Genomic DNA, 24,140 nt, shown 5'->3' with positions numbered 1-24,140 from the left:
TCGGCAGGAGGGGGCGGCATCGCGAGGTGTTCGGACGTGCCGACCACTGGTCTGGTGACGGCTGCCGACGGCACCAAGGGCTACCTCTACATGGTGGACTGCGGGCGGGGCGTGGATCAGGGGATGGCCGATCCTCCACTGCGTCCGCTGTTCGCTCCGGCGGGTACGGCTGGTCCGACCGCGGTCGCGGTGGATCCACGGCTGGTCGCGCAGCAGGCCTACGCCCAGCTCTCGTTGCGGAAGCCGGTGCCGGCGTTGAGTCCGTCGTCGTTCCAGGTCGTCGGTGTGCCGACGTGGTTGTGGGTGGACGGTGGCGGATGGGTGCCGCAGTCGGCGACGGTGTCGGTGCCCGGGGTGACGGTGACCGCGACCGCGACGCCGGTGAGCGTGTCATGGGATCTGGGCGAGGGTGGCCAGGCGGTGCTCTGCCGGGGTCCGGGGACGCCGTTCACGTCCCGCTCCGATCCGGCCGCCTCCTCGCCGGACTGCGGCTACCTCTACCGTCGGCCTTCCGCCGGGGAGCCGGGCGGGACGTTCACGGTGCAGGCGACGATGCACTGGCAGGTGGCCTGGCAGGCGAAGGGAGCACCTGGGCAGGGCGAGTTCCCCGATCTGACGTCGCAGAGCTCGGTGCGGGTCCAGGTCCGCGAGGTCCAGGCGCTGGTGGTGCACGACGGCGACCGCTGATCCCGACCCCGTGAGTGCGGGTGGAACGGGCGGCAGGTACTCACTGCCGCTTACGTGGCAGAGCAAGGAGTTGCGTGTGTTGAATTCGACCAGGATTCCCCGGGCCCGGACGCTCGGTGATCCGCAGGCGTTGGACGCCGCCGAGGGTCGGCTGCGGGCTGCGGCCTTCCGTACCGTCTCCTCGGCACAGCGGCGTTCGCTGGTGCGGCTGGCGGCCGGGGTGGGTGTGGCGGCGGTCAGTGCAGGGGTGTTCGCGATCGCCTGGGTCCATGCCGGGGACCGGGTGCAGGTGCTGGCCCTGGCCCGGCCGGTGGTCCTGGGCCAGATCCTGGGCGAGGGCGATGTGAAGGTCGTGGAGCTGCCCGCGGACAGCGGCGTGGCGACGCTTCCGGCGAGTGAGCGGGGCCAGGTGGTGGGGCGCCCGGTGACGGCGTCGCTGGCCGACGGGACGCTGCTGGCTCCCGTGCAAGTGGGCGGTGCAGCGCTTCCGCTCGGGCAGGCGCAGGTGTCGGTGCTGGCCAAGGAGGGCCATTTCCCGCCGTCGCTGGCGGCCGGGGATGCCGTATCGGTCCAGGACACCGGCTCGTCGAGCTCTGCTGCTGCGGCGAAGTCGGGTGGCGGCGCGGTGCAGGCGACGGTGGTTGATGTCCGGCCTGCCTCGGACAGTGCGGACGGGGCAGGGGCCGTTGTGGTGACGCTGCTGTGTCCGCAGGACAGTGCCGCGCAGGTCGCGGGGTTCGACACTCCGGCGCTGGTGCTGCTGCCCGCGCAGCCGAGCGGGAGGTGAGGGCCGCGATGAGCGGGATGATCGTGATGGGCGCGGCCAAGGGCGCACCCGGGGTGAGTACCAGTGCGCTGGCGCTCGCGGCGGCGTGGCCGGGGTCGGTGCGGCCCGTGGTGTGGGAGGCGGATGCGAGCGGCGGTGACCTGACGGCCCGGTTCCGGTTGTCGGACGAGCCCGGCCTGGTCTCGCTGGCCGGGTCCCTGCATGCGCGGGAGCTGACGGCTCAACTTGTCAGCACCCACAGCCAGGTACTGCCCGGCGGGGTGCCGGCGGTGGTTGGCCCCCAGGGGCACAGTTCGGCCAGGGCGGCGCTGGCGGCACTGGCTCCGTGCTGGAAGAATGCCGCTCCTGGCCTGGCGCCCTGGATCGTGGATTTGGGCCGGGCGGATCTGGAGCTCGGCTACGCGCCCGAACCGCTACGGGCGGCGGATGTGGTGGTACTGGTTTCGGGAGGCAGTGTCGCCGCGCTGTCGCACCTGTCCCGGCTGGTGGAGCGGGTACGCGGGCTGGGCGAGGTGCCGGTGGTGGTCGCGGTGGTGGGGCAGTGCCCGTTCAGCGACGCGGAGGTCCGCGAGGCGCTGCCGGTGGCCGGGTGCGTCAAGCTGGCCCACGACCCGGCCGCGGCCGCGATGCTGGCCGGGGCACGCCCGGCCCGTACACCGTGGTGGCGCGGACGGACCCGGTTCCCGCTGCTGGAGGACAGCGCCCGTCTGGCGAACCTCCTCGGGCCCTACCTCCCCGTGCACCACGCCGGGCCCGCTGATGCCGTGTCGGTGGCGGAGGCCTCCGGCCAGCGGCCTTCGCTCAGCACTTACCTGGCCCAGGGCGGGACGCGGTGATCGGCCAGCGAACCGGATCGGAGCCGGGGCAGGTGGAGGCGGTGCTGGCGGAACTGTGGCGCGGCAAGGTCGCCGAGAAGCTGGTGGCCCTGGACGCGCAGAACAGCGGCAGCGCCGGAGGGAAGCCATGGTCCTTCGAGCAGCGCCGCGAGGCCGGGGCCCGGTTGCTGGAGGATGAGGCGCGCTTCTACAACACCGGGCGGCTGCGTGCGGGCGAACCGGCTCTGGAGACGCAGGCGCTGGGCCGGGTGCGCAAGACGGTGCTGGACGCGCTGTTCGGCATGGGGCCCCTCCAGGACCTCCTGGAGGATCCGGGAATCGAGGACATCCACGTCAACGGCTTCGACAAGGTCGTGCTCCGCTACGCCGACGGGCACTGCGAACACGGCCCGCCCATCGCCTCCTCGGAGCGGGAGTTGGTGGAGATGGTGCGGCAGCTGGCGTCGCGTTCCGGGGCCGAGGAGCGGCGGTTCGACCGGGCGGTGCCGATGCTGGACCTACAACTACCCGACGGCTCGCGGATGTGCGCGGTCATGGAGGTCACCCGGGCGGTGAGCCTGACGATCCGCAAGCACCGGATGATGAACGCCACCCTGGACGAGCTGCGCGAGGGCGGGATGTTCGACGCCGAGATGCAGGAGTTCCTGCGCTGCTGCGTCCTGGCCAGGCGCAACGTCCTGATCGCGGGCGGCCCCGCGAACGGGAAGACCACGTTGCTGCGCGCTATGGGCAAGGTGATCCCGCCCTGGGAGAAGCTGGTGACCGTCGAGGACGTGCGCGAGCTGAACCTGGACAGCGACGGCATCCACCACAACGTGGTGGCCATGCAGACCCGCCCGGCGAACATCGAGAACGCCGGGGCGATCGACCAGAGCGACCTGCTGCGCCTGGCCCTGCGGATGTCGCCGGACCGGGTGATCGTCGGCGAGATCCGCGGCCCGGAGGTCGTGCAGATGTTCGCCGCCATGTCCCAGGGCAACGACGGCTCCCTGTGCTCCATCCACGCCTCCGACTCCCACATCGCCTTCGCCCGCCTGGCCAGCTACGCCGCCCTGCCCCCGGCGGGGCTGTCGATGCAGGCCACCAGTCTGATGACGGCGTGCTCGGTGCACTTCGTGGTCCAGCTGGGCCACGACACCTCCCACCGGCGCTGCGTCACCTCGGTGCGCGAGATCGTCGGGCACGACGGCCACCAGGTCGTCTCCAACGAGGTCTTCCGGCCCGGACCCGACCGGCGTGCGGTCCGCGGCGCCCCGCTGCGCCCGCAGACCCACCTGGACTTCGACGAGGTCACCACCCGGCCCTGACCAGGGCCCTGTACTCGTCCATCCCCCTATGTCTCTCGTTGGAGGTAGCGTACCCATGACTGGTCACACGGTGCTCATGTCTGCTCTCGGAGCGTTGTGCGGGGGCGGGGTCTTCGTGTCCGCGCTGGCTCTGGCCGATGTCCGCCGCCCTCCCCCGGCCAGCCAACCCGTCAGCGGCGCACCGGTCCTGGTCGAGGGCTGGTGGTCGCGGTTGGATGCCGGGCCACGTCCGGTGCGGCGGGTCGCGGTGGCGCTGGCTGTGGGGGCCGGGTCGGCTTGGTGGACGGGCTGGCCGGTCGCGATGCTGCTGGGGGCGGCAGCGTCGTGGTACCTGCCGGTGCTGCTGGGCCCGGACCGGGTCGGGCGCGCGCGGGTGGAGCGCCTGGAGGCGGTGGCCGGGTGGACCGAGCAGTTGCGCGACACCCTGGCGGCGGCCTCCGGCCTGGAGCAGGCCATGCAGGCCACCGCCGTGTACGCGCCACTGCCGATCCGACCCGCCGTCACCGCCCTCGCCGTACGCCTGGACGAGGGAGTCCCCCTCACCGACGCGCTGGAACAGCTGGCCGCCGACCTGGAGGATCCGCTGGCGGACCTGGTGGTCATCGCGCTGATCAACGCGAGCGACCGTCAGGTCGGCTCGCTGGGCAACCTGCTGGCCGCTCTTGCGGGTACGGCCCGCGAACAGGCCCGGATGCAGATCAAGGCAGCCGCCTCGCGCGCCCAGGTCCGCACCGCCGTGCGCATGATCGTGGCCACGACTCTGAGCCTGGTCCTGGGACTGGTCACCTTCGTCCCCACGTTCACCGCCCCCTACAGCAGTGCGACGGGGCAGTTGGTGCTGCTGGCCGTCGGCGCCCTGTTCGCCGTGTCGTTCACCTACCTGGCCCGGCTCGCGCGCTTCCGCACCGACCCCCGCATGCTGGCCGCGAGCCGGGCCGGCACGTCCGCCGAGGTGGTCCGATGATCCTGGTCCCGCTGCTCGGCGCGGCCTTCGGCACCGGCCTGTGGCTGGCCTACACCGCGCTCCGGCCCGCCCGCCCCGCACTGGTCGAGCACCTGCGCCCCCACGCCCCGGCCCCGGCCGTCCGCGGCCCCGCTGCCTCCGGGACCGGTTCGCCGGGAGGGGGGTCGTGGTCGGCGGCGCTGGGCCGACGTCTGGTTCCGCGGCTGGCCGCGCTGGGGTTGCCGGGCGCCCGGGTGCGGGCTGATCTGCGTGCTCTGGACCGGCCGGTGGAGACGCTGCTGGCGGAGAAGGCCACCAGCGCCCTGCTCGGACTGCTGGTCCCACTGCTGATGGGCTTCGCCCTGACCGCCACCGGCACCGTCCACAGCTGGACGCTGCCGCTGTGGGGCTGCGCGGTCCTGGTCCCGGCCGCGTTCATGGTCCCCGACCACACGGTGCGCACCGCCGCCAAGAGCCACCGCGAGGAAGTCCGCCAGGCCCTGTCGGCGGTCCTGGACATCACCTCGGTCGCGCTGGCCGGGGGCACCGGCGTCACCCAGGCCCTGCAGGACGCGGCCGACGCCGCCCACGGTCCCGCGTTCGCCCTGTTCAAGCAGGCGCTGCGGGAAGCCGAGATCACCCGCACCGACCCCTGGGGCCCGCTGCAGGCCCTGGGGCAGCGCCTGCAGCTGACCGACCTGGACGAACTGGCGGGCACCATCGCCTTGGCCGGAAGCGAAGGCGCCCGCGTCAAGAACTCCCTGGCCACCAAGGCCGCCTCGCTGCGCACCCACCTTCTGGCCGAGCAGGAAGCCCTCGCCACCTCGGCCACCGAGCACATGAGCGTGCCCGTGGTCCTGCTCTTCGTCGCCTTCCTGGTCCTGATCGCCTTCCCCGCCCTGGCCAGAGTCACCGGAACGCTGTGACACGCCCGTCGCCGTCCCGCGCCACCAGCCCGATCCCGCAAGGAGCCCACCCGTGTTCACCCTCTGCGCCCGCCTCCACATCCAGGCCCGCCTGCGCGCCCGGCAGCTGTCCGAGAAGCTGCGCGAGGCCGCCGTGCGCGACGAGGGCAACAGCACCGAACAGGTACTGATCATCGCGCTGCTCGTGATCCTGGCCGTCACCGTGATCGGCATCATTTCCACGAAGGTCATCGCCAAGGCCAACAGCATCAACCTCTGACCGTCTGTCACCAATCGAACTCGGTGCCTGTCCTGTTCCTCGGCACCGGGTGGAACGGAGCCCTCCGGTGCCCGGACTCTGCCAGCGCCTCATCCGGTTCACGACCCTGCGTCGGGCGCAGGTGACCGTGCCCCGTCTGCACCCCGCGCTCGGCGGCAGTAGCTCGGACCGGGGTGCGAGTGCGGTGGAACTGGCCATGATCACACCGCTGCTGATGCTGGTCCTGCTCGGCTTCGTGCAGTTCGCCCTGGCCGAGTACGCCCACCACATCGCCCAGGCCGCCGCCGTCCGCGCGCTGGCCACCGCCCGCGAACAGGACTCCAGCGCCGCCGCCGGCAGGGCCAGCGGCCAGGACGCCCTGGCGCAACTGGCCGGCGGCGTCCTGGAACAGCCCACGGTCACCGTCACCCGCGAAACCCAGGTGGCAACCGTCCAGGTCAGCGGCCAGGTCACCTCCCTGATCCCCGGCCTGCACCTGCGCGTGACCGCCCACGACACGGGACCCGTCGAGAAGTACGAGCCGGTCCCGCCGGGCCGCTGACCACCGTCCGCCCCCGCGCGTCACTCGTCCTGTCACCCCTCTCATACTCTCGTCCCGCAAGGAGTGCCTGATGCGCATCCCGTCGTCTGCCCGGACCGGCCCGCGCTCCCGGCGCCGGGATGCCGGGTCCGCGTCGGTGGAAATGGTCCTCATCACTCCCCTGATCGTCCTGCTGCTCCTGCTGGTGGTGGCGATGTCCCGGATGGTCTCCGCGCGGATCGACACCGACGCCGCCGCCCAACAGGCCGCCCGCGCCGCCTCCCTGGCCCGCGACCCCGATTCGGCCGATCGGGCCGCGCGCCAAGCCGCAGAATCCACCCTCGCCGGCGAGGGCCGGACCTGCGGCAGCGTCCAGGTCAGCACCGACGCCGGGGCCTTCCGCGCGGGCGGCATCGCGACAGTGACCGTCACCTGCACCACCACGCTCAGCGACCTCGGCCTGCCGCTGCCCGGCCACCACGACAGCACCAGCCGTGCCGCCGCCCCCGTCGACACCTTCACCTACCGCGAGGCCGCGCCATGACGCGTCACCCACAACAGCCACCCCGACACCGGGGGCCGGGGGACCGGGGGTCGATCACCGCATTCACCGCCGCGGTGTGCCTGGGCCTGCTGGCCTTCACCGGACTGGCCGTCGACTGCGGACAGGCCATCGCCGCCAAGACCCAGGCCCTCGGCCAGGCCGAGGACGCCGCCCGCGCCGGAGCCCAAGCCCTGGACCTGCATGCACTGCGCCAGACCGCCACCGTCACCCTGGACCCGAACCTGGCGAAGCGCGACGCCACCGCCTACCTCGACGCCCAGGGCGCCCGCGGCACCGCCAGTGCCGACCACACCCAGGTCACCGTCCACGTCACCGCCCACGTCCCGACCACCTTCCTCGCGATGATCGGTATCGGCGCACTGAACGTCTCCGCCACCAGCACCGCCCGCGCGGCCACCACGGCAGCCGCCCCATGACCGCCATCCCGCGCCCCTTGCCACGCACCCGCCGCCGGTGGATTCGCCCGCTGGGACTGCTCCGAGCGCTGACCAGCGCTGCCGCCCTGGCTGCAGTCGTGGCAGCGCTGCCCGCCGTACTGCTGCACTACGCCGACGCCTACACCCCGCGACAACTCCCCTCTCTGGTCCAGGTTCTGGCCTTCGTCCAGCGCCCCGTCGACATCACCACCGTCCAGGGCGCACTGACCTGGACCGGCTGGGCCGCCTGGACCGTCCTGGTCCTGCTGATCCTCCGCGAGACCTGGTGGCACCTACGCCACCTGCCCGTCCTGCTGCGGGACTTCGAGGTCCACCCCACCGCTGTGCGCCGCACCATGACCGGCATCCTGGTCGGCGGCATCATCCTGGGCCTGGCCACCGCCCTGCGCACCGCGCCCGCCAGCAATCCGGACCAGACCAGCACCGCTGCAGCCGCAGCGGCCGTCACCGCCACAGCGCCGCCCTGCGCCGACCACACCTCAGCCGACACTGGCCGGGCTGAGGTCACGGTGCGCGGCGGCGACACCCTGTGGGCGATCGCCGGCGACAAGCTCGGCGACCCGCTGCGCTGGCCCGAGATCTACCACCTCAGCCGCACCCAACGCCAGGACGACGGACACCGTCTGCGCGACCCCGACCTGATCTACCCCGGCTGGCACCTCCACCTGCCCCAGACCGGCACCACCGCGATCACGCCGACGGCCCCGGCGCCAGCGCCGCCGTCCGCCTCGGTTCCTGCCAGTTCCACGGCGACGAGCAGCAGTTCCACCACCACGCCACCGGCACCCGCCTCAGCACCGGTGGTTGCCAGGGCCGCGCAGCGGCACTCCGGCACCCGGCTACCGGCCGGAGCCGGCTACGTCGGCGACGCCCTGGCCGGTGCCGTGGTCCTGGCCGCCGTCCAGCTCTCCCGCACCCGGCGACGTTCACACGCCCCCAAGTCCCTGACCGAGACCAATACTTACCCCGACCCGCCGTCCGAGCGCGAAACCCTGGTCCTGGCCCTGCGAACTATCCGCCACAACCAGCACACCGCCGACCAGGCGGCCACCCCCGCCAGCGATCAGCCACGGCCCAACGCCGGGCCAGCGCCGGGACCGGCCACGGCAGCCACCGGCATCGCCACTGCCGCGAACGGGAGCACCCTCGGCGTGACCGAGCTGCTGGCCCAACTGACGGAGCCGCTCCTCGTGTTGACCGGCGACGGCGCCCACGACGCCGCCCGTGCCCTGGTCACCACCGCCTCCACCGCGGTCGATCCCCAACTCGTCGTCCCAGCCCAGTCGCTCTCCCTCCTGTGTCCCGTCCTGGCCCAGAACGCCGCCCCGGGAACCCGGCCGGGCCTGCTGGTCGTGGAGACCGTCGACGAGGGGCTGGACACCCTGGAGGAACACCTGCTGCGCGGCACCCGCCTGCGCGACCAGGACCCCGGCCACACACCCGCGCCGCTGCACCTGGTCGCCGAACACCTCGACGCCCGGCAACTCCGGCGCCTGCGCCACCTGCTGACCGCCGCGGACACCTACCCCCTCGGCGTGCTCCTGCTCGACCACCACAGCCCCGGCCTGGCCACCGTCGAGATCGCCGACGACGGCCACGCCCGCCTGACCGGCACCCACCAGCGGCAGAACCTGCAGTTCTTCCACCTGCGCGCACACTCCGCCGACGCCCTCGCCCGCACCCTGCTCGACACCGGACAGTGCCCGCAGGAAAACGGCGAGCCGCACCAGGTCGAATCCCCCGAACCGCCACCCCGTCCGTCCGCGCAATTCCCGGGCCCGGAGAACAGCGGGGATCCTTCGGAGCCTGTCACGGAGAATCCGTCGGCCGTTCCCGCGCAGGGCACGCGCGAGGATTCACTGGCTGCCGAGAAATCCGCCACGGGTGCCGCAATGCCGCAAAGCGAGAATTGCGGCAACGAGAACATCTCGCCGGCCCGTACCCCCACTTCCGTCCTGGACCCATCGACTGCGGGCCAATCCGAGCGGGCGGTACCGGTGCGGATCACCCTGCTGGGACGCCTGGCCGTCCACGGCAACGGCACCGAGATCGACAAGGCCACCAGCGGCGCCATCGGCCAGCTCCTGACCTACCTGGCCCTGCACCCGCGGGGCGCCACCTGCGAAGAAGCCATCGAAGCCCTGTGGCCCGACCGCGACAACGACGCCGCGACCAAAGCCTTCCACGCGGCCAAGACCCGCCTGCGCAGACTCCTGCGCGACCACCTGAACGCCAGCACCTCGGTCCCCTTCATCATCGCCAGCGGCAACGGCGGCAGCTGGCGCCTCGACCCCGCCCAGACCGGCACCGACCTCGACGACTTCCACGCCGCCGTCCACACCGCCCGCACCACCATCGGAACCGCGCAACGCCTGGACGCCTTCCAGCACGCCGCCGACCTCTACACCGGCGACCTCGCCGCCGGCTGGGACCACCCCTGGCTCGAAAGCCCGCGCACCCACGCCCGCGAACAGGTCCTGGCCCTGCTCAACGAGCTCGCCACCGCCGCCGCCACCCCCGACGTCGCCATCGGACACCTGGAGCGCGCCCTGACCCACGACCCCTACAACGAGCAGCTCCACCTGCGACTGGCCCGCATCCACGCCGAGCGCGGCAGCACCGACGCCGTCCAACGCCTGCAAGAACGCCTCACCCGCAGCCTTCGCGAACTCGACCTGGCCCCCAACACCACCGTCCAGCGAGCCTTCGCCACCCTACTCAACCCAAGCGCCGCCCCCACCGTCCGACGTTGACAGCATCCCCGCGACCATGCCACCAATGGTCGTGACCGCCACCGCGCCAGTCCCAGCGGCCAGGCAGCGCACCCAGGTGAAGCGATAGCCGCACCGCCGGGGCGGTCGGCCTGTCGAGCCCCGCGGGCAGCGCCGCCAGCACCGAGCCGTTATCGCGGGCACGGACCGCAGTCCGACGGGCCGTCCAACCACGCCCGTCCAACCACGGGCGTCCACCACCGTGTCCACCCACAGCATGGACATCCCCGTACAGAACATAACAGCAGGTCAGCACCGAATCAGACGCAGAAGCAGCACCCCGACTCAGTACCCGGGGCTTGTCCCTCCCGGTCCTCAACCGCGCGGCCGCCCCATCCTCCTGACCGTCATCCCCCTCTCTCGTCTTGTTCATTCCGCAACCCCTCGTTTCCTCTGCCTCGCCTCCCTCACCCCTCTCCTGCTTTCCAGATCAGTCGGCCGGCACCCGCCCGGCGGGGCCGAACGGCACTGGAGATGATCATGGAGAGGCTGGCGAGGTCCATGATCACCAACAGTGGCCCATCGCCCGCCACGCGAGGCGCGCCTGCGGACCGGTCGGGCACGGGGGGTGTCACGACGCTTTGCGTCGAGGACCCCAGGAATTGAATTGCAAAGCGTCGTGAATTCGCCGATATTCCAGCAATTTCCAGCCCTCATTTCGCTCGACTCGTCGGCGACGTCGAGATACCTTTGAAAAGTGCCCGGGAACACCGGAAAGCACGGAATCCGCCCCGGCGGAATACCACTAGGAAACCCTGCCCCGGGACACCCATGCCCGACGGGCACGAGAAAGGACCGGGAATGGCCCCCAGCCCGACCGTCTACATCTGCCGCCACGCCACCTCCGGCACCACCGCCCACGGCTACGACCCCCTGATCCACCTGCTCCTGGTCCGCGCGGGATTCCAGCGCGAGGAGTACTTCGGCCAGCGCTACTACCGCCTGCCCTACGACCTGGGCACCGAGCGCGAGAACGCGATGGCCACCGACGCAGCCCGCATGATCCGCGCCGCCCACTACGAAGTCGACCTCGCCCCCGACCTCGACCAGGACACCGCCGCCGAGCGGCGGACTGCCGCCCCGGGCCCCTGCCCGATGCACCCCTGACCCCGCGCAGCAATCCACCCGGAGCGGCAACTCCGCCCCGCCCGCACCCCGAGGAGCTCGAACCATGACCACCCCGAACCCCGCCACGACCCAGACCAGCACCCAGACCACCGACGACGGGCCGGACCCTGCGCGGGTCCCCGGCCGCCACCTCCTGCACACCCGCCTGGGCTACACCCGCACCCGTGACCTTCTCGCCGACGCGGAGGCCACCGGCGACCTCGCCCTGACCGTGTCGGCCACCCAGATCGCCGAGGCCATCCACCGCCTGGACGCCACCGCCCACACCTTGGAGCGGCACCTGGCCTGCCTGGGCGACTACGCCCGACGCCTGGCCGCCGGGGGCCGGATCAGCCCCTGCATCGGCAGTACCGCCATGACCTCCCTGGGCGCGGACATCGACATGGCCATCGCCCACCAGGACCAGCTCCGCGGCACCCTCGACCAACTCACCGAACTCCACCTCCACCTCACCGCACGCGCCACCCAGCAGCACTGACCGCCCCAACCGCCCGGGGCCACCCCACCGGTGGCCCCGACCCACCGAACAGGACCTCCCATGTCCGACACCCGCCCCATGCCCTCCCCCGCCGACCGCGACGACCTGGTCCGGTACGCCTTGGCCGACTGCGCCCACGTCCTGCTCACCGACCGGGACACCCACTGGGAACTGGACGAACTCCTGGCCACCGGCATCGCCATGACCTGGATCCGCCAGCACCAGACCGACCCGTCCGAGGACCTCGCCCAGTGGCTCACGGCCGAGGCCGCCTACCGTCTGATCACCGCCTGCGGGATCGTCCTCCAAGGCACCATCGACCCCGCCATTCCCGAGCTGCTCACCGCCCTGAGCCGCCACGGCAACGGGGAACTCGCCCTGCGCCTGGACCTGGCCGCCGCCCCGCCCACCACCAGGGCCCGGGCCACCGTCCTCTTCCCGGCCCAGCGCCCGGCCGCCGGACACCGCCCCGTCTCACGGGCACGCGGCGCCAACGGGCCCTGCAACTGCGCCTGCGCGAGCGGCGGCTGGTGCGGAGGCTGCGGCCACCGAGGCTGCACGGCCCGCCACCACTGACCCCGAACCCGGGGCCGCCCCGCAGCGACCGCCCCGGCCCATCATCGGGCCATCAACTTGCCTATCCTGAAGCCTGGTTAAGGTGGCCTCGAGTGACCGATTGCCCCGCTGGCCGCCTCGTCTCAGCCGCAGATCCACCGTCAGCCGCAGGAGGCGCGGTAGGGAATCCCGGCGAGGTACTGCTGCCATTGCTGCCGCGTGGGGGTACCGGTGGTGTCGCAGATCTGCTGAGCGGCTTGGTCCGCTCCCAGCTGCCAAAGGCGTACGGTACCGTCGTAGCCGCCGGTGGCGACGGCGTTGCCGTACGGGCTGAACGTGACCGAGCCGACCTCGTCGACGTAGATGCCGAGGGGCTGGCCGATCGAGGCTGGGCGGGCGGGATCCGTGACGTTCCACAGCCGCACATCGCTGCCGATGGTGACGAGGGTGTGCCCGTCGGGGTCGAACGCCACGGCCGTGACGGGGCTGGGGTAGCCACTGAGGGGCTGCCCGAGGGGAATCGGGTTGGTGCGGTCGGAGACATCCCACAACTTCACCGTGCCGTCGCCAGGGGCACCGGCGCGCCCGGCGGTGGTGATCGTGGCGATGGTGCGGTCGTCGGGGCTGAACACCACCGAGCTGGCGCCCCCGGGGAGGGAGCGGCCGAAGGGGACAGGGCGGGCAGGTGTTGTGACGTCCCACAATCGCACGGCGTCGGAAGGGTACGCGCCGGAGATGGCGAGGGTACGGCTGTCGGGGCTGAACTCCACGGAGCTGATCGGGCTGGAGTTGCCGGTCAGGGGCTGGCCGAGCAACGCAGGGCGGGCCGGGTCGGTCACGTTCCACAACCGCACGCTGTTGTCCCGACCGACGACTGCGGTGGAGGTGGCGGTGGCGAGGGTGTGGCCGTCGGGGCTGAACGCCACTGAATCGACGTTCGAGGGGAAGTTCTCGAGTCGGACCAGCGCGGCGGGGTGGGCAGGGTTGCTGACGTTCCACAGTTCCACACGATTCTCGGCGAGGACGCTGGTGGCGAGGGTGCGGCCGTCCGGGCTGAACGCCATCGAATAGACGGTGTCGGCGAAGTCGCCGAGGCGGCCGATCGAGGTGGGGTGCGCTGGGTCCGCGATGTTCCACAGCCGCACCGTGTGGTCCGTGGAGGCAGTGGCCAGGACTCTCCCATCAGGTCGGAACACCGTGGCGTCGACGACGTCGGTGTGGCCGGTCATCAGCGCGGCCGGGAGGGTCCACAGGCGCACGGTGTGGTCATCCCCGGACGTTGCCAGGGCGCGCCCATCGGGGCTGAAGGCCACCGAGGAGACGGCACCCGTGTGGCCGGTCAGGGGGTGGGTGAGCGGTGCGGGTCGGGCGGGGTTCGTGACGTTCCACAGGCGCACGGTGTCGTCGCTGGAGGCGGTGGCGAGGGTGTGGCCGTCCGGGCCGAACGCCATCGAAGTGATCGCGCCGGTGTGACCTGTCAGGGGAGGGCCCAGCAGGACGGGATGGGTCGGGTCGGCCGTGTTCCACAGCCGCACCGCGTGGTCAAGGCCGCCGGTGGCGAGAGTGCGACCGTCCGGACTGAACGCCAGCGACTGCGCATCTCCGGTCTGTACGGTCGTGATCTGTCCGAAAGGCACGGCGTGGCCGGGGTCGGCAACGTTCCACAGCCGCACCGTGGCGCTGCCGTCGATGGTGGCCAGGCTACGGTCGTTGGGGCTGAACGCCACGTCATCGACCGGGGCGGCGTGGTGGAGGGGTCGGCCGATCGGGGCGGGGTGGGCGGGGTCGATCACGTTCCACAGCTGCTCGTCCCCCAGGTGGTCGGTACCGGTGGCGAGGATGCGGCCGTCGGGGCTGAACACCACTGAGCCCCCGGCGGACGTGTGTCGCAGGGGCTGTCCGAGCGCGAGGGGATGGGCTGGGTCGGCAACGTTCCACAGGCGCACCGTGTCACCGGTGCTCATGCCCCCGGTGGCGAGGATGCGACCGTCGGGACTGAACGCCAGCGAATAGGCGCCATTGAGGTGCCGGAGGGGTTGGCCGATGGGCACGGAACCGGCGGGACTGGTCACGTTCCACAGTCGCACCGTGCTACTGCCGTCGGCATCGTTGCCGACGGCCGCGATGGTGTGGCCGTCGGGGCTGAACGCCACCGCGCGAACACCGCCGGAGTAGCCGTTCAAAACGGTGGACAGGGGACTGTTCGCATCCGCGATCAGCTGCGTGTAGAGATCGGCCGTGGGTTCCAGTTGGTAGGCGGACACGTCGAACCGGGCCGCGAGGGATGGGTCTGCGCTTCTCAACTGGTTGGCTTCGGCGGCGATCCGGCCGACAAGGGCCGCTCGTTGTTCTGAGCGCGCCGAGTCCTGTTGCTGGAGGGCGAACGCTCCGGACGCGATCGCGCCGAGTACGAGTGCAGCAATGGCCAGACGGCCGGTGCGGAACCTTCGTGCGTACCGGTCGGCCTGCTTCAGCGTCTCGGCGAACCTCACGTTCCCAGATCCGGGCGCCGGGGCTATGTCGAGCCTGTTCGCGGCGGGCGCGACCAGGCGCATCCCCTTGCGGCGAGCGGCCAGCAGCTTGGCGTCCATGTCGCTGACCTTGAGCAGGCGTTCACCGCCGTCGATCTCCCCTGTCACGGCCGTCCGCGGCCGCAGTCCGTAGAAGGTCCCACGGACCTGGGCCAGGTTCGGCCGACTATCCCGCGGGTATCGCAGCAGTTCGCGCAGGCCCAGTGCGAAAGCCGCGCCCAGCGAGGGGCCATCGATCCGCTGCGGAGGAAGCGGGTCGTCGGACAGCACGATCCGCCACAGCACGCAGCGGCCTTCGCCTCTGGGCCGGGCCAGGTTCCACGCATGACCCACAGATTCCGCGAAGTGACCGCTCGCGCTGCTCGTGCCGGCCATGGCCCGCGGGTCGGGGTACAGCCCCGCCGGTCCCGCTGGGAATTCACGCAGTTCCAGCACACCTGTGGTTCCTTGCTCCACGATGGCATGTCCTGGCTGGGAAGAATGCCCGAAAACCACCGGCACGCGCACCAGGGGTCGCCTGCGTAGCCCGGCGCCCGACATCAGCAGGGCGGCGATCACCAGGATTCTCTCGGGCCCGGTCGACCCGACACTCCCGCCGGTGCTGTGCAGGTCCTCGATGCGGTCCAGGACGCCGCTCAACCCTTCAGCGACGCGCGGGGAAAGGCCGCCCAGGCCCCTGCCGGATGCCCGGGCCGGCCCGGCGGTGGCATGCGCCGAGGTCATCCCACTCTGTCTCCACGCGTCCATCAAACGGGTCAGGGCCTCGTCGTGTTCACCGATCCGGTCCTTCGGTGCGCTCAGGGCGCGGCCCAGCAGGTACGCGTGGCCAGCCGCTTTCACGCTGCCGGGACCCTGGTCCGGCGCCGTCGCGTCGATCCAGTCCCTCAGCGCCTCGCTGCGCTGATCGAACATCCAGGAAGGCTCGGTGCGCACTGCCTCGCTGCACGCCTTCCACCACAGTTGCCGTTCACCCAACAGTCCGGCCAGCGTGCTCTGCGGGCTGTTCGTTCCGTTCGCAACCTCTTCGAGCCTATCCCGGTCAGGGGACAGGCCAGGCCGAAGGTGTGATCGTCGTCGAGGCAGCCAACCCGGCGTCCTATAACGCCGCCGTGTCCCATCAGTCAGGCTCTGGGTGCGCCCTTCCTCGCCGGTGGTCCTCACCGCAGGGCCCGGTCGATGGCGTCGCGCAGGTCATCGTCGACAAGTTCACGAATCCGCCGCCAGGCACCGCGGGTCGCCTCGTTGAGCGCGGCACGGACCGAGTCTGCGACCGCCGCCGCGTCCCAAGCCGTGCCCGGTGTCACCGTGACCGCGACTGCGGCCTGCCACGGTGTGTCGACGCCCCAGCCAGGCAGTCGCACGAACGACGCAGGAGGTCCGAACGGCCCCTGGAGCACCGGTACCAGCAGCACCCGCTCGAAGCCGTCCGACTGGATGTAGCTGATCGTGGACATGAGAGGACGGGAGGCATCCACGCCACTCAGCACCAGCTCCAGGCTGTACGGGGACTCGGCGAGCCCACCGGGGCGCACCAGGAACCGGGCCCGGCCGTCCGGGGACGAGGTCTCCAGCGCCACAGCGTCCGCTCCGGCGGCGGCCAGGACACTCCCGGAGCGAAGTTGGGGCAGCACGAACATTCCGGGGCTGAGCCGGCCGGCCAGTGGCTGGTCCGAGGGCAGCCGCCCCGAAGCCGTGGCTTGTGCGACGGGGGCCGCTCCCCGGGACCTCGCCGCCGTCGGTAGCGTGTTCCGTCGGTCGGGCAGGTCGAACCCGATGAAGGAGGCCCAGGTCCGCCGCCACAGCGTGTATCCCTCGCGTCCGCGGGCAGCCAGTGGCACGTGACGGGGCATCACGCTGCCGGTGAACGACTCCCATGCGCGTCGGGCGATGTAGGGGCTCAAGGGGCCGCCTCCCCGTGAACTGGTGGCGCCCCGGGAAGTCCCGTCTGAGACGGATGCAGACCCGGTTCATCTATTTCCGGGCCGCCACGGAGCGCTTCGGCGGCAGTGGTGGCCCTGCCCATCTGAGCCAACAGTGCCGGAGCCGACGCGCCCACGGTCACGGCCGCGTAGACACCGGTGACCTCGGCGTGGAGCAGCCACCCGGCCGCTCCCCCGAGCACCACGCGAAAGAGCGCGGCGAGCGAGTCCGCAGCCGGATCGATGAAGGCGCCAATCAGCGGAAGCGGACCCGATACCGCCCGCGCCGCATGCCGTGCCTGCTGCCAGGCACGAAGACGCCCGAAAGTGACGATCACCTCGGCGATCAATCCGCCGCCCGCGCCACAAGCCATGGCGTCAGCCCATGTCAGCATCGCCCCCGCCCCTCGGTCAACAACTTCTCCCTCGCCTCTGATGACGACGAGGCCGGAGTCAGGAACCCCGCAGCCCGACAAGCACGGCACAAGGCCAACAGCGGACCCATCGGGCGACCGCCGAGTAGCTCACCGTCGCACAGGTCAAGCGATCACCATCATGCCCACATCACTCGTGGACTGTTCGGAGAATGCCGGAGATCGCGAGGTGCAACACGAGGACACCAACGACCCCGTGGCTCTCCTCCGCCACAGTGGGCCCGTGTCCCAGCGCGGATGACCGCCGGGACACGGGCCGCTGCGACACGCTGCTACTCCCGACTGGCCGGCTTCGCGTGGGGCAGGGCGCGGTACCGGCGCGGGGCCGCACAGGTCATCTCTGCCTCGCCCCGGTTCACCATGGTCGCCATCGCATTCGCGATCGCCCCCGATGACCGGCCGATGTCCTTCGCGACCGCGGTGGCAGTCCACTCCTGCTCCGGGTGGGCGCGCATGTGCTCCAGGGCGAGTTCGTGCAGTTGCCCCTGGCCCAGCCGGGTACCGCGGCCGGACACGGCCCGCTGGGTCGCCGGCCGGACCTGGTGACCGCAGGTCGGGCACGGCTGTCCTGGGGGCACCACCGGTCCGGAGCCGGATGGCGCCACCGAGTCCCCCGTCGACGGCCGCCCGTTGTCCAGCTGTTCACTCTGGTCGCCAGGTACGCCCGTTCCCTCGGAGCAGCCGTTGGCCTGCTCCTGCGCCTCGCCCCCGTCTCCACCCTCCGCCCTCCGGGCCTCGCCGCCGCCGGTGAGGCTCTGCTGCGTGTCGTGGTCCTTGGCCTCGCCCGACTCTGACGCGGTGTCGGCTGCCGCCTCTCCCACGGCGACCTCCTCGGAGAACGGCTCCAGAAGTTCACCTCCCTCGGCGGGAGGCTCGCCCTCTTCGTCCGGGGCGGGTTCGGAGGTGACGTCCTGTTCGATGACGTCGATGGTCGGAACGGCTGTGAGGTACCAGCGGTCGGGGCCGCGGCCGTTGCCCTCACCCCGCTCGCCGATCTCCCGACGCACCAGGCCCTGGGCCTCCATGGCGACCAGGACCCGGCTGGCGGTGGGCCGACTGGTGCCCGCCGCCAGAGCCAGCAGGGCTGGGGCGCCGCCGGGTTCCGTGAGCAGCGCCTGGGCCAGGGCCAGGGGGACTCCGGTGAGCCCCCGCGTCGGGTCGTCGCCCGGCGTCTCACCAGCGGGGGTGGACGTCATCTTGGACTTGGACTTGGACATGCGGGACCTCCAGGTACCTTGCTGTGGTTGGGGGGTCCCCGGCCGGGGCGGGCGGCGATAGCGCCGCCCGAAATGCCCGCGCAGTGCGCTCTGCGTCGTCCGGACAGCTCCATCAACGCTCTGATCGGCCACGATGTCCAGCGACGGGGAACTGGTCTGCTCGTCCTATGAGTTGCGATTCCTTGCCGGGGCCCGGGCGGTGCCAGGGTGGCGAGGAGAAGTGCAATCGCGGGACGCGGGACCTGCGGGCGCTCCACAATGGAGCAGGCTCTGGGGGGTGAGCATGCGGCGGGTACTGAAGTGGGGTTCCATCGGAACAGCGGCCTTCGGGCTCGCCGCAAGCGTGCTCCGATCCGTGCAGGTGATCCCCGAGGCATCGACCGCCGTGGTTGAGAGCTTCGGACGCTACGACCGGGTCCTGTACTCCGGGCTCCACTGGATGACGCCGATCACGGGCACCGTTCGCAATCGTCTCGACATGCGTTCTCAGGTCGTGCCGTTCCCGCTGAGAGCGGTCATCTCTCAGGACGGCCTCGAAGTGCCCATCGAGGCCACCGTGCAGTATGTGGTGTCCGACCCGAAGAAGGCCACCTACGCGGTCGCCAGCTTCATCCAGGCGATCGAGCGCCGGACGCTTTATGAGTTGAGCTACGCGGTAGCGCGGCTCGCGGCCGAGGATGCGCGCACGACTCTGGAGGAGATCGGCCAGTCCATCCAGAGCAAGCTCACACCGGCTGCCGAGGACTGGGGCCTGACCATCCAGTGGGTCGGTTTCACCATCGGCGAGACGAGAGTGAGCCCGGCGACCCCCAAGGGCTCCAGGAAAGCAGCCAAGCATGAGTCGCCCTCGGCCGCTTTCCTGGCCGTGAACGGCGGAGTCGTGCACCTCCATCAGTACCAGGACAGCCCGATCGGGCATCAATCCAACAGGAGCGAGCTGGAGATGAGCGAGAACCGAATCGGCAAGCAGACCATCAACGGCGGCAACGTACAACAGATGGCCGACTCCAACACCCAGGACAACCGGACGTTCCTCGCCGCTGACGCGGCGGACCGACTCGAACCGCTCCTAGCGCAACTCGTCGCCCACGTGCACGCCGGAGTCGCCGAGGGGCGCATGCCCGCCGAGGCCGCGGTCCTGGAGCCGATCGAGGCCTTGCACGCGGAGGTCGTCACGGCCCGCACCGAGCACCGCCCGGTCCAGGCCGGAGCCGCCCGACGCCTGTGGCGCCAGTGGCGCACCTCGGTGGCACCGACCGCGATCGCGGTGGCCGGCAGCGCGACGGCGGACCTGATTCTGGAAGCCGGTCATATCTTGGGTGTCTGACCTGTGCTCTCATCCTGCGAGTGACGAAGCCGGGCGGGTGTGGCCGACGATCGGCTGGCCGGTGACGACCGGGTCATACTTGACGCCTTCACCGGGCCTCGGAGCGTTGATCATCATCGTGGGTGAGACGGCGATGGCGACGTGGACGACGTCATTCGGCCCGGAGCCGTAGAAGATCAGGTCTCCTGGCAGGACCGGGGCGCTGGGCGGCAGGAGCGGTCCGGTGTCGTACTGGGCCTGGGCGGTGCGCGGCAGGCGGATGTCCGCGCTCGCGTAGGCGGACTGCACCAGCGCGGAGCAGTCCCAGGCAACCCCGGGGCTCTGGGCTCCCCAGGCGTAGGGGACGCCGAGCTGTCCCTGGGCGTAGGCGATCGCCTTCGCAGCGGCGCCGCTCGTCGTCGGGACGGCGTCGGCGTACTGGCGTGCGTAGGCGAGGACTTCGGCCTGGTAGGCGGAGGAGTGGTTGTAGGCCAGGATGGATCGCGGAATATCCCTGCCATCCTTCGCGCCTGCCGCGCACAGGAGCCGGGCTGCCGCGAACACCGCGTCCACCGGGTCCCAGGGCGTGGCCGGCACGGCGCCGCCGGACGGAACGGGCCGCGCGTACTGGGCGAAAGTGGCGGGCAGGAACTGCATCGGTCCCAGGGCCCCGGCGGAGGAAACCTGGTTCTTGGCGCGGCCGTGGTCGCTCTCGACCTTGCCGATGCCGGCCAGGATGTTCCAGGGCAGGCCGGGGCAGGTGGCGGCGGCCTGCTGGTAGAGGGTGAGCATGGCGGGCGGGATGTCGGCCAGCGCCGCACTGCTGGGGGGTGCGCCGCCGAGCAGTGACAGACCCCCGGTCAGCGCCCCCACGGCCAGTGTGATCACGGCGGTGATCGCGGCGACCAGCAGCAGGAGCGTCCCCGCGCAGCCCGCCGCGATCCCGGTGGCCGCGCGGGCGGCGCTGTCCGACATCGGCCTACGCCCGAGGCGGCCGGGTTGGGGCGAACGGGGTCGGGGTGTGGGGGCAGCGGGGGTCGGGGGCGGGCATGGCGACGCCTCGGGTCCAGGCGGCGGCCTGCTCGACGTCGCCGGTGGGCCGTTGCTCGACCGGCCACAGGCCCGGCAGGTCCAGCAGCCGGGTGCGGGTGGCGGGGCGGCCCAGCGGCAGCCACACGGCCTGGGCCGGGTGGTGTTCGGCCTGACCGGGGGCGGCCTGGTCGCGGGCGGTGGTGGCGACATTGACCGACGCGAGGGCGGGGTGGGTTGCCAGGGTGTGGTGCAGGTTCTGTTCGCGGCGGTGGCTGTGCAGGGTGAACAGGACCAGCGGGCGGATCCTGGTGGCGGAGGCAGCTTCGGCGTACTCCTCGAGTTTGCGGGCCAGGCGGGCGTGGGCCTCGGTGCCGGTGTCGTACTCCAGGAAGAACCCCACCGTGCCGGTGTCGTCGGTGCGGGTGTGGCGGCCGTAGGCGTCGGGACGTACCAGGTCCCCCCACAGCTGCTGGCAGCGCTGCTCGGACCACCAGGCCGAGGCTCTGCCCAGCTCGGGGTCGTTGGGGGTGGCGAGGTGGGTGAAGAAAGTGGCCACGCCCAGGTTGTGGGCCAGCAGGGGGGAGTAGGCGGTGCGGGTGACCAGTTCGCTGCTCCAGCCCAGGGCTGCAGGGGTGGTGGCGTAGCGGGCGGACAGCAGGTCGGCGGCGGTGCGGGCGAGGAGGTAGTGCTCGGGGGCGGCGCCGCGTTGCAGGCGAGGGCGGAAGGAGTCGAGCAGCCCGAGTCGGTGCAGGGCCAGCAGGCGGCGGTTGGCCGAGCGCTGGCCGGTGTGCCACAGGGCGGTGATGTGCGCGGTGGTCAGGACGGTGTGCTCGGCGAGCATCTCCAGCAGCCAGGCGTCGCGTTCGGTCAACCGAGAGGCCAGCGCGGCCAGCGGCGCCCGGCGCCGGCCACGCGCGGCGGACGGGGCGGGTGCGGTACGCGGGCCGCCGCGCAGCAGCGGCGCGGGCGGAACAGTACGGGATTCGGACATGTGAGGCTCTTTCAGTTCGCTTCGCCGGTCGGCGCTTCGGCCGGCGCCTTGGTCGTGGAGGCCAGGGGTGCGGGTGTGAAGTGGGCGCGGGAGGAAGTGCGCACGGCGGTGGCCCGGCCGTCGGTCTTCGGCGGCAAGCGGGTGGTGCGCAGGGTGAAGGCGCTCTGGTCGGCGGAGTGGACGACCAAGCGGGCGGCGGCCTGGTATGCGCCGAGGTGGGCCAGATCATGAGCCGTCAACGCCGGGGTGACGTGGCGTTCCAGATCGCGGGCATCCTCGGGCGACGCATTGAAAATGATCTTGTTGCGGGCGTTGGCGGAGATGCCCTCGCGCAGATCGTGCGGCAGTTGGGCGAGGTGCTGATGGGCCAGTACCAGGGACAGGCGATAGCCGCGGGCCTCCGCGAGCATGTCCTCCAGCGGGTACGGCAAGGTCAGGAAGTTGTGCGCCTCATCGAGGTACATCGCGGCATCCCTGCGGCTGCCTTCACCGCTGGCAGCGCGGGCGGCGGCGGCCTGCCAGGTCTTGGCGACCACGAAGGAGCCCAGCAGTCGGGAGGTCTCCTCGCCCAGCACGCCCTTCGGGAGCCGTACCAGGGCCAGTCCCCCGTCCAGGACGGTGTCCAGGTCGAAGGTGGAGGGGCCGGAGGCGATGGTGTCGCTGACGAAGGTCCGCAGCAGGAACGCGCGCAGCTTGTTCATCAGCGGTCCGGTGGCGGCGGCGCGGGAGGGCTCGGAGAGTTGCCCGTACCAGTCCCAGAAGCCACGCAGGGTCTTGTCGGAGCCGGCGAGTCCGGCGGTGACGCGGTGGCGGTAGGCGGGTTCGGTGAGCAGACGGGGGATGTCGGCCAGGGTGACGCACTCGCCGGCGGTGGGTGAAGTCATCAGAGTCAGGCAGGCTGCGCGCATGACGTCGTCGGTGCGCGGTCCCCAGAAGGCGGTGAAGATGCGGCGGAAGATCCCGACGAGGTTGTCGACCACCACGTCGGCCTGGGCGCGGTCGCCCTCCAGGACGTTCAGGCGCGGCGGGGCGCCGAAGTCGCCGGGGTCCAGGACCACGGTGCGCCCCAGGGCGGTTTCGGGCAGACGGGCGAGGATGTCCAGGACGAGGTCGCCCTTGGGGTCGATCACCAGCGCTCCGCGTCCGGCCTCGGCATCCGCGAGGACCATGGTCGCCATCAGCGTGGACTTGCCGGAACCGGTGGCGCCCATGATGTGCAGGTGGTGCCGCCCGTCCGGGACCAGCAGGCCGACCGGGCGGACCGGTCCGATCTCGGCGCGGCCCAGCGGCTTCACCCCCGGCCCCAGGGCGGGGACGGCGGTGGGCGGCAGGACGGCGCGGGCACCGGCGCGCTGCACCCCGGGCGCTCCGGCGTCCAGCGGGAGGTGGGCCAGAGCGGCGAGCTCGGGCACGGACAGCAGGTCGGCGCGGCGCGGGAAATGCCGCTGAGTGAGGGCGTGTTCGGAGTGGCGCAGGCGGTGGCGGGCGTACCAGTTGCGTCCGGCGTAGACGGCGAACGCTGAGGCCACCGCGTGCGCCCGCCCCCGCGCCCGCCCCTGGGCCGCTCGCCGTGCCGGCTCGCCGGTCATCGGGCCGTCGTCGGTGGGGATGGTGACGGCATACCGCACCGCCGTTTCCCACTGCGGTCCGGCGGCTTTGGTCAGGGCGGCGCGCAGTTGGTCGGCCTGTTCGGGGTCGCGCTGGCCGCGGACTGTCCTGGAGGGCTGATGGGTGAGCAGGTCGAACAGCGCCGCCAGGCGGGTGGGCGAGGTTCCGCCGTGGCGCAGGGTGCGCAGCTGGTGCTTGGCCCGGCGGACCCTGGTGCCGGTGGCGGGCCGGGCCAGGACCTGCACAGTGGCCGACTCGCCCTCGCCGAGGGCGAGTCCGGCCCCGAGAAGGGCCCGCAGGGGGTCGGTGTCGTGCTGGTGGCGGATCGGCAGGATCTCGGGACGGGCCAGCCGCAAGGTTCCACCGGTGGTGAACGGTGGCGACTTGGCCATCCGGACCGGGGTGGGGAGCGGGTTGCTGATGTGGGCGCCGGGCCAAGCGGATTCGACCGCGCGCTGCAGCAGGACAAGCGGCACCTGCTCCGGGGCCCACAGGCGCACGGTCAATCCGGCTCGGGTGAAGTGGTACTCGAAGGCCAGGTGCGACTGCAGTCCGATGGCGCGCTTCCACCACGGGCGCAGCAGCCCGATCAGATGCGACCACAGGGCGTGCGCGCCGGCCGGCTCGACGGTGGGTGGGGACCAGATCACCAGGGTGTGCCCGACAGCGGTCAGCTGGCGCTGGCGTCGGTAGTGCGCCCAGACCTGGGCGGCGCGTACCGCGGCGGCCAGCAGGGCGACGGTGGGGGCGAGCCACCAGCCGTCGGCCACCACAGCACCGGACAGCAGGTCCGGTAGGCGGGTGAGGGGAGCCTGGGGGTTTTGCAGGTAGCGGCCGATAACGCCGCCGTCGGAGTGCGGGGCGGGGACGGGCATCGTCGCCGGGACTGGGCTGTGGGTCACG

General features: G+C 71.8%; 22 protein-coding genes. 15 read left to right on the top strand and 7 right to left on the bottom strand.

Annotation, left to right across the window (positions count from 1 at the left end; genetic code table 11):
• Positions 1 to 36: 36 nt before the first annotated feature.
• The 14 genes from ABUW04_RS06965 (at position 37) to ABUW04_RS06900 (ending at position 12,220) form a co-directional block, all read left to right on the top strand.
• Positions 37 to 687 carry a hypothetical protein gene (locus tag ABUW04_RS06965; RefSeq protein ID WP_380563591.1) on the top strand — a complete coding sequence of 217 codons (651 nt, stop codon included), beginning with the start codon at positions 37 to 39 and terminating at the stop codon, positions 685 to 687.
• Between the two features lie 76 nt (positions 688 to 763).
• Complete coding sequence (locus ABUW04_RS06960) at positions 764 to 1,474, top strand: SAF domain-containing protein (protein WP_380563590.1); 711 nt, start codon at positions 764 to 766, stop codon at positions 1,472 to 1,474.
• 8 nt (positions 1,475 to 1,482) lie between these two features.
• Positions 1,483 to 2,310 (top strand): hypothetical protein, encoded by an 828-nt coding sequence (locus ABUW04_RS06955; protein WP_380563589.1) that lies wholly within the window; start codon positions 1,483 to 1,485, stop codon positions 2,308 to 2,310.
• Positions 2,307 to 3,617: a CpaF family protein gene (locus ABUW04_RS06950; RefSeq protein WP_380563588.1), complete on the top strand. Its 1,311-nt coding sequence runs from the start codon at positions 2,307 to 2,309 to the stop codon at positions 3,615 to 3,617. The genes ABUW04_RS06955 and ABUW04_RS06950 overlap by 4 nt, the downstream gene beginning before the upstream one ends.
• 76 nt (positions 3,618 to 3,693) lie before the next feature.
• Positions 3,694 to 4,581, top strand: coding sequence for a type II secretion system F family protein (locus ABUW04_RS06945; protein WP_380563587.1), 888 nt, complete (start codon positions 3,694 to 3,696; stop codon positions 4,579 to 4,581).
• The gene (locus tag ABUW04_RS06940) at positions 4,578 to 5,486 is read left to right on the top strand and encodes a type II secretion system F family protein (protein WP_380563586.1); all 909 of its coding nucleotides are present in this window, start codon (positions 4,578 to 4,580) and stop codon (positions 5,484 to 5,486) included. The genes ABUW04_RS06945 and ABUW04_RS06940 overlap by 4 nt, the downstream gene beginning before the upstream one ends.
• Before the next feature lie 52 nt (positions 5,487 to 5,538).
• Positions 5,539 to 5,745, top strand: a complete 207-nt coding sequence (locus tag ABUW04_RS06935) for a hypothetical protein (RefSeq protein ID WP_380563585.1) — start codon at positions 5,539 to 5,541, stop codon at positions 5,743 to 5,745.
• Between the two features lie 121 nt (positions 5,746 to 5,866).
• Positions 5,867 to 6,286: a TadE family protein gene (locus ABUW04_RS06930; RefSeq protein ID WP_380563584.1), complete on the top strand. Its 420-nt coding sequence runs from the start codon at positions 5,867 to 5,869 to the stop codon at positions 6,284 to 6,286.
• A 70-nt stretch (positions 6,287 to 6,356) separates the two neighbouring features.
• Positions 6,357 to 6,809 (top strand): TadE/TadG family type IV pilus assembly protein, encoded by a 453-nt coding sequence (locus ABUW04_RS06925; protein WP_380563583.1) that lies wholly within the window; start codon positions 6,357 to 6,359, stop codon positions 6,807 to 6,809.
• Positions 6,806 to 7,246, top strand: coding sequence for a TadE/TadG family type IV pilus assembly protein (locus tag ABUW04_RS06920; protein ID WP_380563582.1), 441 nt, complete (start codon positions 6,806 to 6,808; stop codon positions 7,244 to 7,246). The genes ABUW04_RS06925 and ABUW04_RS06920 overlap by 4 nt, the downstream gene beginning before the upstream one ends.
• Positions 7,247 to 7,344: 98 nt before the next feature.
• Entirely contained in the window at positions 7,345 to 10,020 is a 2,676-nt protein-coding gene (locus tag ABUW04_RS06915) for a BTAD domain-containing putative transcriptional regulator (protein ID WP_380563581.1), read from the top strand.
• Between the two features lie 819 nt (positions 10,021 to 10,839).
• Positions 10,840 to 11,145: a hypothetical protein gene (locus ABUW04_RS06910; protein WP_380563580.1), complete on the top strand. Its 306-nt coding sequence runs from the start codon at positions 10,840 to 10,842 to the stop codon at positions 11,143 to 11,145.
• Between the two features lie 64 nt (positions 11,146 to 11,209).
• Positions 11,210 to 11,644 (top strand): hypothetical protein, encoded by a 435-nt coding sequence (locus ABUW04_RS06905; protein ID WP_380563579.1) that lies wholly within the window; start codon positions 11,210 to 11,212, stop codon positions 11,642 to 11,644.
• Positions 11,645 to 11,704: 60 nt separating this feature from the next.
• Positions 11,705 to 12,220: a hypothetical protein gene (locus ABUW04_RS06900; RefSeq protein WP_380563578.1), complete on the top strand. Its 516-nt coding sequence runs from the start codon at positions 11,705 to 11,707 to the stop codon at positions 12,218 to 12,220.
• A gap of 140 nt (positions 12,221 to 12,360) precedes the next feature.
• Here ABUW04_RS06900 and ABUW04_RS06895 read toward each other — a convergent pair whose 3' ends face one another.
• The 4 genes from ABUW04_RS06895 to ABUW04_RS06880 all read right to left on the bottom strand — a co-directional run bounded on the left by ABUW04_RS06895 (position 12,361) and on the right by ABUW04_RS06880 (position 18,300).
• Positions 12,361 to 15,642: a hypothetical protein gene (locus ABUW04_RS06895; RefSeq protein WP_380563577.1), complete on the bottom strand. Its 3,282-nt coding sequence runs from the start codon at positions 15,640 to 15,642 to the stop codon at positions 12,361 to 12,363.
• A gap of 245 nt (positions 15,643 to 15,887) precedes the next feature.
• Positions 15,888 to 16,631, bottom strand: coding sequence for a hypothetical protein (locus ABUW04_RS06890; RefSeq protein WP_380563576.1), 744 nt, complete (start codon positions 16,629 to 16,631; stop codon positions 15,888 to 15,890).
• Positions 16,628 to 17,044 carry a hypothetical protein gene (locus ABUW04_RS06885; RefSeq protein WP_380563575.1) on the bottom strand — a complete coding sequence of 139 codons (417 nt, stop codon included), beginning with the start codon at positions 17,042 to 17,044 and terminating at the stop codon, positions 16,628 to 16,630. Before ABUW04_RS06885 ends, ABUW04_RS06890 begins: the two co-directional genes overlap by 4 nt.
• Before the next feature lie 311 nt (positions 17,045 to 17,355).
• Positions 17,356 to 18,300, bottom strand: a complete 945-nt coding sequence (locus ABUW04_RS06880) for a hypothetical protein (protein ID WP_380563574.1) — start codon at positions 18,298 to 18,300, stop codon at positions 17,356 to 17,358.
• 283 nt (positions 18,301 to 18,583) lie between these two features.
• Between ABUW04_RS06880 and ABUW04_RS06875 the strand changes: the two genes are divergently transcribed.
• On the top strand, positions 18,584 to 19,627 hold the full coding sequence (locus ABUW04_RS06875; protein ID WP_380563908.1) for an SPFH domain-containing protein: 1,044 nt from the start codon (positions 18,584 to 18,586) through the stop codon (positions 19,625 to 19,627).
• A 9-nt stretch (positions 19,628 to 19,636) separates the two neighbouring features.
• Here ABUW04_RS06875 and ABUW04_RS06870 read toward each other — a convergent pair whose 3' ends face one another.
• From ABUW04_RS06870 to ABUW04_RS06860, 3 genes are read right to left on the bottom strand one after another with little or no spacing between them, the layout of a single operon-like run.
• Positions 19,637 to 20,581, bottom strand: coding sequence for an NlpC/P60 family protein (locus ABUW04_RS06870; protein ID WP_380563573.1), 945 nt, complete (start codon positions 20,579 to 20,581; stop codon positions 19,637 to 19,639).
• A gap of 4 nt (positions 20,582 to 20,585) precedes the next feature.
• Positions 20,586 to 21,629 (bottom strand): replication-relaxation family protein, encoded by a 1,044-nt coding sequence (locus ABUW04_RS06865; protein ID WP_380563572.1) that lies wholly within the window; start codon positions 21,627 to 21,629, stop codon positions 20,586 to 20,588.
• Between the two features lie 11 nt (positions 21,630 to 21,640).
• Complete coding sequence (locus ABUW04_RS06860; RefSeq protein WP_380563571.1) at positions 21,641 to 24,139, bottom strand: type IV secretory system conjugative DNA transfer family protein; 2,499 nt, start codon at positions 24,137 to 24,139, stop codon at positions 21,641 to 21,643.
• Between the last annotated feature and the right edge of the window lies 1 nt (position 24,140).

The organism is Streptacidiphilus jeojiensis, assembly GCF_042510965.1.
GTDB lineage: Bacteria > Actinomycetota > Actinomycetes > Streptomycetales > Streptomycetaceae > Streptacidiphilus > Streptacidiphilus jeojiensis.
Note: the sequence above shows the minus strand (reverse complement) of the source record. Positions and strands in the feature narration are given on the sequence as shown.